This window comes from Flavobacterium cupriresistens, assembly GCF_020911925.1.
In the GTDB taxonomy this organism is placed as follows: Bacteria; Bacteroidota; Bacteroidia; order Flavobacteriales; family Flavobacteriaceae; genus Flavobacterium; species Flavobacterium cupriresistens.
In genome coordinates, this window is the sequence record NZ_CP087134.1 from 1,565,771 (window position 1) to 1,578,550 (window position 12,780).

Annotated in this window: 11 protein-coding genes; 5 read left to right on the top strand and 6 right to left on the bottom strand. The window is 34.1% G+C overall.

The window, feature by feature from the left end; genetic code table 11:
• Positions 1-34 precede the first annotated feature (34 nt).
• From LNP23_RS07055 to LNP23_RS07080, 6 genes are all read right to left on the bottom strand, one after another.
• A complete protein-coding gene (locus LNP23_RS07055) occupies positions 35-1,255 on the bottom strand; it encodes a DUF4249 domain-containing protein (RefSeq protein ID WP_047772756.1) in 1,221 nt (406 codons plus the stop codon).
• A gap of 10 nt (positions 1,256-1,265) precedes the next feature.
• Complete coding sequence (locus tag LNP23_RS07060; protein WP_230004404.1) at positions 1,266-4,046, bottom strand: TonB-dependent receptor; 2,781 nt, start codon at positions 4,044-4,046, stop codon at positions 1,266-1,268.
• 4 nt (positions 4,047-4,050) lie between these two features.
• The gene (locus tag LNP23_RS07065; RefSeq protein WP_047773250.1) at positions 4,051-4,821 is read right to left on the bottom strand and encodes a hypothetical protein; all 771 of its coding nucleotides are present in this window, start codon (positions 4,819-4,821) and stop codon (positions 4,051-4,053) included.
• A gap of 710 nt (positions 4,822-5,531) precedes the next feature.
• Positions 5,532-7,667: a polyribonucleotide nucleotidyltransferase gene (locus LNP23_RS07070; RefSeq protein WP_230004405.1), complete on the bottom strand. Its 2,136-nt coding sequence runs from the start codon at positions 7,665-7,667 to the stop codon at positions 5,532-5,534.
• Between the two features lie 178 nt (positions 7,668-7,845).
• A complete protein-coding gene (rpsO, locus tag LNP23_RS07075; RefSeq protein WP_047772760.1) occupies positions 7,846-8,112 on the bottom strand; it encodes a 30S ribosomal protein S15 in 267 nt (88 codons plus the stop codon).
• 166 nt (positions 8,113-8,278) lie between these two features.
• Positions 8,279-8,734, bottom strand: a complete 456-nt coding sequence (locus LNP23_RS07080; protein WP_047772762.1) for a GAF domain-containing protein — start codon at positions 8,732-8,734, stop codon at positions 8,279-8,281.
• Positions 8,735-8,805: 71 nt separating this feature from the next.
• On the opposite strand from LNP23_RS07080, the gene xrtF reads away from it, so the two are divergent.
• From xrtF to LNP23_RS07105, 5 genes are all read left to right on the top strand, one after another.
• Positions 8,806-9,342: an exosortase family protein XrtF gene (xrtF, locus tag LNP23_RS07085; RefSeq protein WP_230004406.1), complete on the top strand. Its 537-nt coding sequence runs from the start codon at positions 8,806-8,808 to the stop codon at positions 9,340-9,342.
• Complete coding sequence (locus LNP23_RS07090; RefSeq protein WP_230004407.1) at positions 9,332-9,778, top strand: exosortase F system-associated membrane protein; 447 nt, start codon at positions 9,332-9,334, stop codon at positions 9,776-9,778. The genes xrtF and LNP23_RS07090 overlap by 11 nt, the downstream gene beginning before the upstream one ends.
• A gap of 45 nt (positions 9,779-9,823) precedes the next feature.
• Positions 9,824-10,222: an HYC_CC_PP family protein gene (locus tag LNP23_RS07095; protein WP_047772767.1), complete on the top strand. Its 399-nt coding sequence runs from the start codon at positions 9,824-9,826 to the stop codon at positions 10,220-10,222.
• 113 nt (positions 10,223-10,335) lie between these two features.
• Positions 10,336-12,342, top strand: coding sequence for a TonB-dependent receptor plug domain-containing protein (locus tag LNP23_RS07100; RefSeq protein WP_230004408.1), 2,007 nt, complete (start codon positions 10,336-10,338; stop codon positions 12,340-12,342).
• A 57-nt stretch (positions 12,343-12,399) separates the two neighbouring features.
• Positions 12,400-12,744 carry a heavy-metal-associated domain-containing protein gene (locus tag LNP23_RS07105; protein ID WP_230004409.1) on the top strand — a complete coding sequence of 115 codons (345 nt, stop codon included), beginning with the start codon at positions 12,400-12,402 and terminating at the stop codon, positions 12,742-12,744.
• Positions 12,745-12,780 lie beyond the last annotated feature (36 nt).

A 12,780-nucleotide genomic window follows, 5' to 3' on the forward strand; every position in this document is an offset into this window, starting at 1 on the left:
GCTAATTTTTTTATTATTAGTGTACTGTACTTCTTTAATCGACCCAAAATAAAGGTCTGATGTTAGAAGAAATTTTAGAACAATCGCCACATCCTGCAGTAACAAATAACAGGGTTGCCATCTTGTTTCGCTGTGCATAATATACCTCTTCAAATCCCGATCCGGCAACTAACGAATGTATTTTTGGGCCACTACAACCGACCTCACCCCAACAATTAGCATATTCTTTGACATAACAAGGGGTAAAAAATGGCGGATACTGATCTTGTATAAAAATGTCTCTAAAATTAAAGAAAATTCTTTTTGATGAAACGGACGAGACCTCAAAATAACCGACTATTTTCTGGTCTGCATCGTCATTTGATTTTAAATTACCATAATTAAAGCCTGGTTGCACTTGTGACAAGAGACTTGCAGAAGTAGAAAGACTTTTTAATGTTTTATAATAGGTGTATGAGGCTAAATTCTGAACATACTCCCGTACAATAATACTGTAACGCTGAAGAATAATAGGATCCTTAACACCTATAAAACGGATCGGTAAATCGATGCGATCTTCACTAAGGCCAACGTTGCTTATTAAAATGATGTCATCAGATTTTTTGGTAGTGTAACAGACTCTTGCTTCTTTTTTGTGGGGAACTACCAGATAAGTAAAATAAGGACCGGGATTACTCGGGTCTACTATAATTGTATTAGGATTCCAATCGGGAGCTACTACTTTGTAGGTTTCTTCGAATTCAAATCTGTAAAATTGTGACTTTGAGGTTGGATCATTACTGGTTACCCTTATTTGTACACCTTTTTCTCCATCGATTGTTTCGATTATTGGCTCGACCTTAATTTCATTTACAGTAGTTAAAGTTTCAACTTCAGACGAATAGGATTTTCCGTCCTTGGATGTAATGTTTAGTTGGTATAATTTTCCGGTAATAGCCTGAAATGGAGTGTTTGAAACATAAAACCCTGAGGATTTTTCAAATTCAAATTCGTAAGTATTTTTATCACTATCTGTTACATAAACAGTTGCACCATCTTCAGGAGTTGGTCCATTTTCCTCAAGACGATAGGATCGGGTAATTTTAATTTCTTGTTTTTTTAATTCATTTGTAATGTTTGCCTGAACGACAAGAATGCTTTCAAACGTATTAGTTTTAAAAACATATTGCTCCGTACAACTGCTAATGAAAAGACAAAAAAGAGACAAAACAATTGTTTTGTACAGCAAATTAATATGTCGAATGGTATATTTCATCTATAAATTACTAAAATTTGATATTGTAAGTTATAGTTGGAATTGGCACCGAAAATATAGACGTTTTGTAGGCCTTTATCTGACCATTAGTGGTCACAAAAAAGATAGAATAAGGATTGTTTCTTCCTAAGACGTTATATATAGAAATGTTCCAAAAGCTATGTGATAACTTTTTAATTTTGTGATTGCCCTCAATGTTAAAACCTACATCTAAACGGTAATAGTCCGGAATTCTGAACTTGTTTCTGTCGCTGTATAAGGTATATTTAAGACCATTGTATTCGTAACTTCCAATTGGATAGGTGATAGGTCTTCCGGATTGGTACACAAAATTGGTAGATAAACTATATCTTTTTGTGAATTTATAGTTTAATACCGCACTTACTTCATGTGGTTTATCAAAATTTGTTGGGTAATAATGACCATTGTTTACTTTCTCATCAATAAACTGACTGTCAGATTTGATAAAAGTACGGGCATAAGTATAACCCAGCCAACCATTAAGTTTTCCTGCATTTTTTTTAAGTAGTAACTCAACTCCGTATGCTTTTCCTTCTCCCTGAAGCAGCTGTGTTTCCGGGTTTTTGTTTAATAACAATTCAGCTCCAACTTTATAATCTAACAGATTGTCTGATTTTTTATAATATCCTTCCAAGCTAAGTTCTAATTTATCATCGTCTAAGTTTTTGTAGAAACCTAATGAAAATTGCTGTGCATTTTGAGGTGCAATATGTGCATCTGATAACTTCCAGGCATCTGTAGGAGATTGCGTGGTGTTGCTGGTTAATAAATGGATGTATTGATACGTTTTATCATAGCTGGCTTTTACAGAGAAATCGTCTGTTATTAAGTAACGTGCGGCAATTCGGGGTTCGAATCCGCCATAAGTTTTAATGACTTCGTTTTTCTTGTAATCTTGGGTTCCTATGACGGTATCGTCGTTGATGGGAGAATTACTTTGATAGATTCTTTCTGTTGCTGGGCCCAGTGCTGAATATCTTGAATATCGCAGACCTAAAGTGATTAACAATTTTTCAGTTACATTGAAATTGTCTGAAAAATAAACCGCAGATTCTATTGCTTTTTCGTCGTCTATGTTTACCGGAATTAGGGTTGCTTCATCCGGTTTTTTCGGATTAAGATAACCCGGGTCAACGTTATAAAGTTTACTTGAAATACCATAGTTGAAAGCATGTTTTTTGTTTAGGTTGTAATTCCCATTTAAAATAAGTTGACTTTCATTTAGTTTATAACCATAATCAAACGAATTTATTCCTCCGTTGTTATAGTCAATGTTAAACTTGTATTCACTATTTGTAAATATTAAATCGGCTTTGCTTTTAGCGTTGAAGGAGTGATTCCATTTTAAAGAAACTAGTGCGTTGCTGTATTTGTACACAGAATCTGAAGAGATACTAAAACGGTCTTTGCTATAGTATAAGGTAGATTCAATAGTGTTATTGGCTGTTATTTTGTGATTGTATTTTACGATTGCATCAAAAAAATTAGCCTGGCTGTTTTTTAGCGATTCGTCTTCCAATTTTTTTAGAATCCATTCAGAGTACGTACCTCTAATACCTACAATCAAACTTGACTTGTTTTTTATAACAGGAGTACTTATCGAAAGATTACTGGTCACAGCTCCAAGTCCCGCTTCACCTGTAAATTTTTCGGGATTACCGTTTTTTGTGGTAATATCAAAAACGGAAGATAGTCTTCCTCCAAATCGGGAAGGGATACTCCCTTTGTAAATATCAACTTTGCTGGTTGTATACGGGTTTACTGCAGAGAAAAAACCAAGAAAATGTGAGGTATTGTATAAAACAGCATTGTCTAAAAGAATTAAATTCTGATCGTCTTTTCCTCCACGTACGTTGAAGCCTGCAGATCCTTCACCTGTAGTTTTTATTCCCGGTAAAGTAGTGGCAACTCTAAAGATATCACGTTCTCCAAGAACCAGAGGAACATTTTTTATTCCTTCCACGTCTATAGTAGAAACTCCGGCTACAGCTGTTTTTACATTTCTATTGGCATTTTTGTTGATAACAACCTCGTCCAGTTCATTAATACTTTCGTGAAGGGATACGTCTAAACTACCATTGTCATAAATCATAACAGGTTGCGTATCTTTTCTATGATTGATAGATTCTATTTGGATATAGTTAAGACCAAAAGGCAGTTCGATTTTGTAAAATCCCTGTTCGTTTGTTGTTGTACTGATCTCTTTATCGCGTACTTTGATGGTTACATTTGAAAGCGGTTTTTTGTTTTTTTCGTTTTTTATGATACCTGATAAGGTGAATGATTTTAGTTCTTCTCCCTTTTTCTCTTTCCCTATGTATACGATCCCATTAACAGTAGTATTTCGTTTTTTTGTATCGAGTTGTTGATGGAACAGCGGTTTTGTTACGGTCTTGTTTGCCGCAATAACTGCTGAAGTAGCAATTACAGGTTCGAAGTAATTATCGGGTAATGTACTGTGGATGATACTGTTTTTCGTCAGTATTATTTTTTTATCTGTGATGAAGTAATTTAGATTCGTGTTTTCAAAAACACCGGCAAGTACTTCGTCCAGTGAAGTGTCTGTATAGGTTTTGTTTATCAAAAAAGTATTAGATTTTATCCAGTTCTCATCAAAATAAAACTTGTAGCCGCTGGTTTTTTCGAGGCTTTCAATAGCTGTTTTCAGATCAGCATTTTTAAATTCAATGGAGATGTTATTCTTTTTTTCCTGACTAAATGTTAATGTATGAAAAGCGAATAAAAATAGGGTAAGTATAATTTTTCTCATTTTTTTAATTGGCTTCATTAGGGATAAGGTTGTTGATTCTTTTGATTAGATTTTCAAGAAAAACGTTCTTATCGGATTCTTCTAATTGAGAGTTAGAGTTGTAGTACTTTCTTATGTCACTTTTGTGCTCAGGAAAAATTTTAATAATATCGCTTTTTGAGCTGATCTTGTAGTAGACATCTTTGTATTTTAAGATATACTCGTTTTTGTCTCTAAACTCATCAGAACTGGCCAGGTTGGTTCCGTCTGATATTCTTTTAGTGTCTATAACTTTTGTCTTGGTCTTATGATGTTTGATGTAAAGCGTGTTGGTCTTAGAGAAAGTAAGTTCTTCATAATAACCGTTCATGAAGATAGGGCAGGTTGGGTTGTTGAAATTTATATTAACAAACCTTTTGTTGTTAAGCGTAAAGTAAGCTGTTTTTTCTTTGATTAGGCTGATACCTAAATAGTCGTATTCGCCATTGGCTTTCAAAACTAAAATGTCATTATTGACATCGTATTTGAGGTCAAGATTATGATAATTTTGGTTTTGATAATTAAGGTCTCCCTTACTATAGTCATTGGTCAGGTAGAAACTATGACTTTTGTCAAGAGTCCTGTAAAGGTTCACATAACGTGGCCCATTATAGAGATCTAAGTTGCTTTTGCCAATGGTTTTGTCAAACCAGCTGTTTAAGGAAGTAGTATTGCTTGATTGGCTACGTACGGTGTAAATTTGTAAGAATAATCCAAATAAAATAAGGAAAATTGACTTATTTTGATAATTTTTCAAAGATTGTATGGTTTTGATGATTTGATTTGATGATCTCAAATGTATCAAAAAAATGTTACGTATTACACACAAATGTGTTAAAATGTAAGGAATAGTAGCTGTATTTAGAATAAAATCTTTAAAAAATCTTAAAAATCCGAGGGTTTGATTGAATAAAATCCCAATGATTTAGCGGGCTAAGGTGTAGTATTTGTAAAATTATAAATTAACCTGAATAGTTGTGTTATTTACACCATATTCTGGTTTTTCGAAAGGCATTATGGAGGAATGTATTCTGTTCTTTAGTCGCGGATTATCCTGTAGGTTTTGATTTTGTGATTTTCTGGCTGGAAACGGAGGTATTTACATTTTAAGTATTTACATGAAATAGAAAATGCTTGGATCGAATCTAAAAGTTGAACACGAATTACACTAATTTTCACGGATTAATCTTGAGATTCTTGGTTGGAAAGTTTTGCCACGAATTACACGAATTTTTACGAATCATTTTTTAGCCACTGATTAAAGGATTAAAATGATTTAATCTATTCTAAGGTTCACATAGTAATTAGTGAAAATTCGTGTAATTCGTGTTCATTTTTTTGACTTGATCCAAATGCCTGCTTGCAGAAGAATTGTCGATTTAGATTGTTCTCAATATGTAAAAACCCCAACTCATATACATGAATTGGGGTTTTCTATAAATAAACCTTTAGTAAACTAAGATCTGATTACTCTTTTTTCTCCTCACGTGGAGGTCTTGGAACAAGCGCTTTTTTAGACACTTTTTCTTTTTTAGTTTTAGGGTCAACTCCTAAGTATTTTACTTGGAAAACATCTCCCATTTTAACTACATCAGCAACGTTTTCAGTACGTTCCCAAGCTAATTCAGATACGTGAAGTAATACTTCGTTTCCAGGTGCAGCAAGATATTCTACTACAGCTCCAAAATCAAGCATTTTGATCACTTTTACATCGTAAGCTTCTCCTAATTGTGGTTTGAAAGTAATCGATTGGATTTTTGCCAATACTGCTTCAATTCCTGCAGGATCTGTACCTAAAATTTCAATAACACCTTGCTCATCAACTTCGTTAATCACGATAGTTGTTCCGGTAGCTTTTTGTAATTCTTGAATTACTTTTCCTCCAGGTCCAATTAAAGCGCCAATAAAGTTTCCAGGAATAGTTCTGGTAATGATTTTTGGTGCGTATGCTTTTACATCACCTCTTGGAGTAGCAATAGTTTCAGTTAATTTACCTAAAATATGCAAACGACCGTCACGAGCTTGATTTAAAGCCTGCTCCATAATGTCATAACGTAAACCATCAATTTTGATGTCCATTTGACAAGCAGTGATACCATCAGCAGTACCGGTTACTTTAAAGTCCATATCACCTAAGTGATCTTCATCACCTAAAATATCAGACAAAACAGCAAACTTCTCACCGTCAGTAATTAATCCCATAGCAATTCCAGAAACTGGTTTTACCATTTGAACTCCTGCATCCATAAGCGCCATAGTTCCGGCACAAACTGTTGCCATAGAAGAAGAACCGTTAGATTCTAAAACTTCAGAAACAATACGAATTGTATATGGACAATCAACAGGGATCATGTTTTTTAAAGCTCTTTGTGCCAAGTTACCGTGACCAACTTCTCTTCTTGAAGTTCCTCTTAGTGGTTTTGCTTCACCAGTAGAGAAAGGAGGGAAGTTATAGTGCAGGTAGAATTTCTCTTCACCTTGCTCAGAAGGAGAATCGATTTGGTTTGCTTCTCTTGAAGTTCCTAAAGTTACTGTAGCCAAAGCTTGAGTTTCTCCACGTGTAAACAAAGCAGAACCGTGAACTCTTGGTAAATAATCAGTCTCACACCAAATTGGTCTGATGTCAGTTGTTTTTCTACCATCTAAACGAACACCTAATTCTAATACTACATTACGAACTGCTTCTTTGTTTGTTTTGTAGAAGTATTTAGAAACTAAATCTCCATCAGCAGCTAATTCTTCTTCTGTAAATAAAGCTTTTACTTCTTCTTTTACTTCAGCAAATGCAGCACTTCTTTCGTGTTTAGCAGATCCAACTTTCGCAATAGCGTAAATTTTATCGTATGCAGCAGCTTTTACTTTTTTGTAAATTTCTTCGTTTTCTTTCTCACCTTCGTAAGTACGAATTTCTTTTTTACCAAAAGCAGCTTGTAAGCGTAATTGTGCGTTAATCTGAACTTTAATAGCTTCGTGAGCAAATTTAATTGCTTCTACCATTTCAGCTTCTGAAATTTCTTTCATCTCACCTTCAACCATAGCAACAGAATCCAAAGAAGCACCAATCATCATGTCGATGTCTGATTTTGCTAAATCTTCTCTACTTGGGTTAATTACAAATTTTCCGTCGATACGTGCAACACGAACTTCTGAAATTAAGTTGTAAAATGGAATATCAGAAACAGCTAAAGCCGCAGAGGCAGCTAAACCAGCTAATGCATCTGGCATAACTTCTTCGTCATGAGACATTAATTGAATCATAACCTGAGTTTCTGCATGGTAATCGTCTGGGAAAAGTGGACGTAAAACACGGTCTACTAATCTCATTGTTAATACTTCATTGTCGCTTGGTCTTGCTTCTCTTTTGAAGAAACCTCCAGGGAAACGACCAGCTGCAGCAAATTTTTCGCGATAATCTACCGTTAAAGGTAAAAAATCAACATTAGGGTTAGCGGTACGTGCTGAAACTGCTGTCGCAAGTAACATCGTGTCGCCCATTCTTACTACTACAGAACCATCCGCTTGTTTAGCCAAACGTCCTGTCTCGATTGTGATGCTTCTGCCATCACCTAAATCGATTTTTTCTACAAATAATTGTGGAATCATAAATTTTTTCCTTATTGGTTATACAATGGGTTTTAGTTGTGTTGTAGTTGTTGTTGTGTGTAGTTGTTGTTTCTAAAACCCAATGAAAAACCAAACTTTTTTTCTTATAAAATGCTTGTAATAAATAAATTCCGTAAAAAACAAAAAGAGGCACTTTCGCACCTCTTTTCTATATTGATTATTTTCTGATATTCAATACTTTGATAATCTCACGATATCTGTTGATCTCTGTCTTTTTCAAGTAGTCCAACAAAGCTCTTCTTTTACCTACTAATAGTACAAGAGAACGCTCAGTGTTATAATCGTGACGATTTTTTTTCAAGTGTTCAGTTAAGTGTGAAATTCTGTAAGTGAACAATGCAATCTGACCTTCTGCTTTTCCAGTGTTTTTAGCATCACCGTGTTGTGCGAAGATTTCTTCTTTTTTTTCCTTAGTTAAATACATTCCAATATTTATTTAATGATTTTTATGTATGTCATACATCTCTTGTAAGACGGGTGCAAAATTACATTTTTTTTTCGAAAAAATAAATTTAAAGATTGAAAAATTTAAATATTAAATATTTTAATCGAAAAAGCACCATTTGATAATGGTTTGATCCCTTTATTTTTTAGAATAATTTTGCAACTTCTTGATTCACAAATTCTAAAAACCTTTCGTCAGCCTCTGTAAACGGATCAATAACATGGCTGTCAATGTCAATTTGACCAATATTGAGTCCGTTAACAAATAATGGAACTACAATTTCTGATTTCACAGTAAAACTGCAAGCGATATAATTGTCTTGCGCCGCAACATCCGGTACAACAAAATTAGCATTGCTTTCGGCAACCTGACCGCAAATTCCTTTTCCAAAAGGAATCACCGTATGATCCGTTTCTGCTCCTATATATGGACCCAAATGAAGGGTCTTGTTTTCGTGATTGGCAAAATAAAACCCTACCCAGTTGTAATATTCAACGTTTTCGTTCAATAGTTTACAGATCGATAGTAATTTTTCGTCTCTAACAGCAGCTGTATCAGCTACAATAGCGCTTATTTTTGGTTGTAATTCCTGAAATGTCATAATGCAAGATTTTTATGCAAAAGTATTTAATGCTGAATTTAAAAAATACATAAATTTGTTAAAAATTTCTTTTGAAAAAATATTTCCTGCAATTTAAACCGTTTCTGATTTTTATAGGCACTTTTTTCGCTGCCTATATCGGATTTACGTTAGTTTATAAATTTTATTTAGATAGTTTTGACACAACTGATGTTGATGGGATAACGGCTGTTGTTAGTCATAATGTAGATTGGCTGTTGGGATTGTTTAATTGTGATAGTAAAATTTTTAAAAGCCCTTTAAATCCCTATTTTGAGGTTTGGTACAATGCTAAATTTACGCTCAGAATAGTGGAGGGATGTAATGCGGTAAGTGTTACGATTCTGTTTGTTTCTTTTGTATTAGCGTTTTCAGGGAAATTAAAAACAACTTTAGGTTTTATTCTGTTCGGTGTTTTTTTAATTTATGTTCTGAATGTAATTCGAATTGCATTATTAACGGTTTTATTATTTCGTTTCCCAGAGCAAGAACATATTCTTCATGGTGTTCTTTTTCCTTTAATAATTTACGGGTTGGTTTTTAGCTTATGGGTTTTTTGGGTGAATAAATTTTCAAAGTATGCTAAATAAAATAAGAGATCATAAGTTCAAAATTCTGTTTTCGATTATTATTATAGTAGGCTTTGGCTTGATAAGAGCTTTTGAAAAGACATTGTTTTATGATCCTTTCCTGGTTTATTTCAGTTCTGATTTCAAAACTTCGGCTTTCCCTGAAGTAGATGCTTTTAAACTTTTTTGTGGACTTTTGTTTCGGTATTTTTTAAATTCTGTTTTATCACTGATCCTTATTTATGTGTTATTTCGGGACAAAGAAATGCTGAAGTTCAGTGCGTTTTTATACAGCTGTTTTCTGGTAGTTCTCTTTGGGATGTTTTTTGTAATTGTTGCCTATTTTCCCGACGGAGGATGGTTGCTTTTTTACGTGAGAAGATTTATTATTCAGCCCATATTTGTCTTGCTTTTTATTCCTGCGTTTTATTATCAGATGCAAAACTTAAAAAAATAACAGTTTATTCGGCTTTTTTAAAAGTCTTTTAGATAATTTTGCAGTATGAATCTAAAGAAGTGCACAGGATTATTTTTAGCTTTCCTATTGTTGGTTTCCAACATCGGGTTTGCTTTTGATGTGCATTATTGTGGAGGCAAGATTGCTTCGGTTTCTTTAAATACTGCGAGTTCTGTTGCTCCGGAAAAGAAATGTTGTGGCATTTCAGAAAAAAAATCATCCTGTTGTAAAGACAAAGTGGTTCGTTTTGAGAAAAAATCAGACGATGCTACCTTTAAGATGTTCTTTTTTCAAATTGCTTTTCCTGCCGTAATTGAAGATTTTAAACCAATTGCCTTTCTTTCGCTTCCAGGTTTCAAAAACAAGCAGATTACTTCGTATTATTCTGATGCGAATGCACCCCCTTTATACAAATTATACAGTCAGTACATTTTCTACTCCTGATTTTAATGTTTTAGAATCAAGCTAATGATAGCTTGTGTTTTGTTATTTAATCCTTTCTCGTTTTTTGAGAAGTGTTAAAGAACAGTTTTCTATTTCACATTAAAGTCAATCTTATGCAAAAAAATATACTGCTTTTTGCGGTGTTTTTGCTTTCCGTTTCTGTTTTTTCACAGGAAGATTTACAGGAAGTAAAGATCACAAAAAAGCAAAAAGGAATTAAAAAATCCTATACCGTCACTGCTAATACAAGTGTTATTACAAGTAAAGAATTATTAAAAGCTGCTTGTTGTAACCTTGCTGAGAGCTTTGAAACGAATCCGTCTATTGACGTAAATTTTTCGGATGCTTTAACAGGAACAAAGCAAATAAAAATGCTGGGTTTAACGAGTCCGTATTTAATGATTACTGAAGAAAATATTCCTTCAGTGCGTGGGGCTTCACAGGCTTATGGATTGTCTTTTACGCCGGGTACCTGGATTGAAAGCGTGCAGATTACCAAAGGAGCCGGAAGCGTTATTAACGGTTATGAAAGTATCTCCGGACAGATAAATACGGAACTTTTAAAGCCTTTAAACGATGATCCGTTTTTTCTGAACTTTTACGGATCTACTGATTCTCGTTTTGAATTGAATACTCATTTCAATAAAAAAATATCGGATAAATGGGCAACAAGTCTTTTTCTTCATGGAAATACCCGTGTTGCAAAAAATGATATGAATAAGGATGGTTTTCTGGATAATCCCTTAGGAAAACAAATCAATATTCTGAATCGGTATCAGTATTATGATGCCGAAAGTGGTTTGGTAAGTTTTATCAATTTCAGGTATATGAATGATAAAAAACAAACCGGAGAAGTAGATTTTGATAAAGACAGAGACAGAGGAACAACAAGTTATTGGGGTTCGGAAATCAATACAGAACGTTTTGATGTTTCGTCAAAAATTGGATATGTTTTTCCGGATATGCCTTTTCAGAGTATTGGATTTCAGAATGCTTTCAACAGTCATAATCAGGAGTCTTACTTTGGTTTGAATCAATACAATATCAAACAAAGCAGTTATTATTCGAATTTAATTTTCAATTCGATTATCAATAATACCAAGCACAAATTTACAACCGGTTTGAATTTTTCGTACGATCGTTACCAGGAGTTTGTAAATGTGAATGATTACAGCAGAATTGATAATTCGGTTGGAGCATTTTTTGAATACACCTATGATAATACAGATAATTTTAGTCTGATTTTAGGGGGTAGAGTGGACAGTCATAACCGACTGGGCGTTTTTGTAACACCACGTTTACACTTGCGATATAATCCTTGGGAGTATGGAGTACTTCGTTTTTCGGCAGGACGAGGGAAACGTTCGGCTAATATCTTTGCCGAAAACCAACAGCTTTTTGCCAGTTCAAGAACCTTTTCTATTTTAGATAATAGTGGAAAAATTTATGGATTGAATCCTGAAATTGCCTGGAATTATGGGGTGAGTTTTTCTCAAAAGTTTAAATTGTTTAATAAAAATGCCGAAGCAGGTTTTGATTTCTACCGAACCGATTTTCAAAATCAGGTCGTTGTTGATGTCATGCAAAGTCCTCAGGAGGTTTTGTTTTATAATTTAAAAGGAAAGTCGTTTGCGAATAGTTTACAGGTGGAATTTAATTTGGAGTTGATTCACAATCTGAATCTGAGAACGGCTTATAAATACTACGACATTCAAACCGATTATTTAAGAGGAACTTTTCAACGTCCTTTACAAGCAAAACATCGTTTTTTAGGAAATCTGGAATATGAAACGGCTTTGAACAATGATAAACAGTGGAAGTTTGATTATACGTTTAACTGGTCGGGAAAACAGCAATTGCCTTATACGGCATCTAATCCTGCTGCAGATCAGTTTGCTAATTTTTCGCCTTCATATGCGGTTATGAATGTTCAGGTGACTCGTGTTTTTTCTCCTGTATTTGAAGTTTACATAGGTGGAGAAAACATAGGGAATTATAAACAGGAAAAAGCAATTCTGGGAGCCGATGATCCTTTTGGTCCCAACTTTGATGCTTCAATTGCATACGCGCCAATTTTTGGACAGATGTTTTATGCGGGATTGCGATTTAGAATAAAATAAAGAGATTAAGGTTAATTACAAGAATCAATAATATAGTAACAATAAATAATAGAAAAAATGAACAAAATAATTTTAATTGCACTGGTAACCTTTTTAGGATTTTCTGCTCAGGCACAAACTAAGAAAAATAAGAATTTAAAATACACTACAGAGGTAAACGGTAATTGTGAACAATGTAAAAAGCGTATTGAAAAAGCGGCTTTTAGTGTGCCGGGAGTAAAAACCGCTTCTTGGGATATTAGTTCGCATCAGCTTACTGTGATTTTAAATGAGGAGAAATCTTCTCCGGCAGATTTAAATAAGGCAATTGCTAAAGTTGGACATGATACCAAAGAGGAAAAAGCAACCCAAACCGATTATGATAATTTGCACAGCTGTTGCAAGTATGTAAGAGAGGAATAATTAAGGGCCTGGGTTGTTACCTGGGCTTTTTTTGAA

Bases quoted from the DNA above. Each gene is read 5' to 3' on its own strand.
- rpsO (WP_047772760.1), bottom strand. From the start codon at position 8,112: ATGTATTTAACTAAGGAAAAAAAAGAAGAAATCTTCGCACAACACGGT.
- LNP23_RS07055 (WP_047772756.1), bottom strand. From the start codon at position 1,255: ATGAAATATACCATTCGACATATTAATTTGCTGTACAAAACAATTGTT.
- LNP23_RS07060 (WP_230004404.1), bottom strand. From the start codon at position 4,046: ATGAGAAAAATTATACTTACCCTATTTTTATTCGCTTTTCATACATTA.
- LNP23_RS07090 (WP_230004407.1), top strand. From the start codon at position 9,332: ATGCTAAATAAAATAAGAGATCATAAGTTCAAAATTCTGTTTTCGATT.
- LNP23_RS07095 (WP_047772767.1), top strand. From the start codon at position 9,824: ATGAATCTAAAGAAGTGCACAGGATTATTTTTAGCTTTCCTATTGTTG.
- LNP23_RS07105 (WP_230004409.1), top strand. From the start codon at position 12,400: ATGAACAAAATAATTTTAATTGCACTGGTAACCTTTTTAGGATTTTCT.
- LNP23_RS07070 (WP_230004405.1), bottom strand. From the start codon at position 7,667: ATGATTCCACAATTATTTGTAGAAAAAATCGATTTAGGTGATGGCAGA.
- LNP23_RS07100 (WP_230004408.1), top strand. From the start codon at position 10,336: ATGCAAAAAAATATACTGCTTTTTGCGGTGTTTTTGCTTTCCGTTTCT.
- LNP23_RS07080 (WP_047772762.1), bottom strand. From the start codon at position 8,734: ATGACATTTCAGGAATTACAACCAAAAATAAGCGCTATTGTAGCTGAT.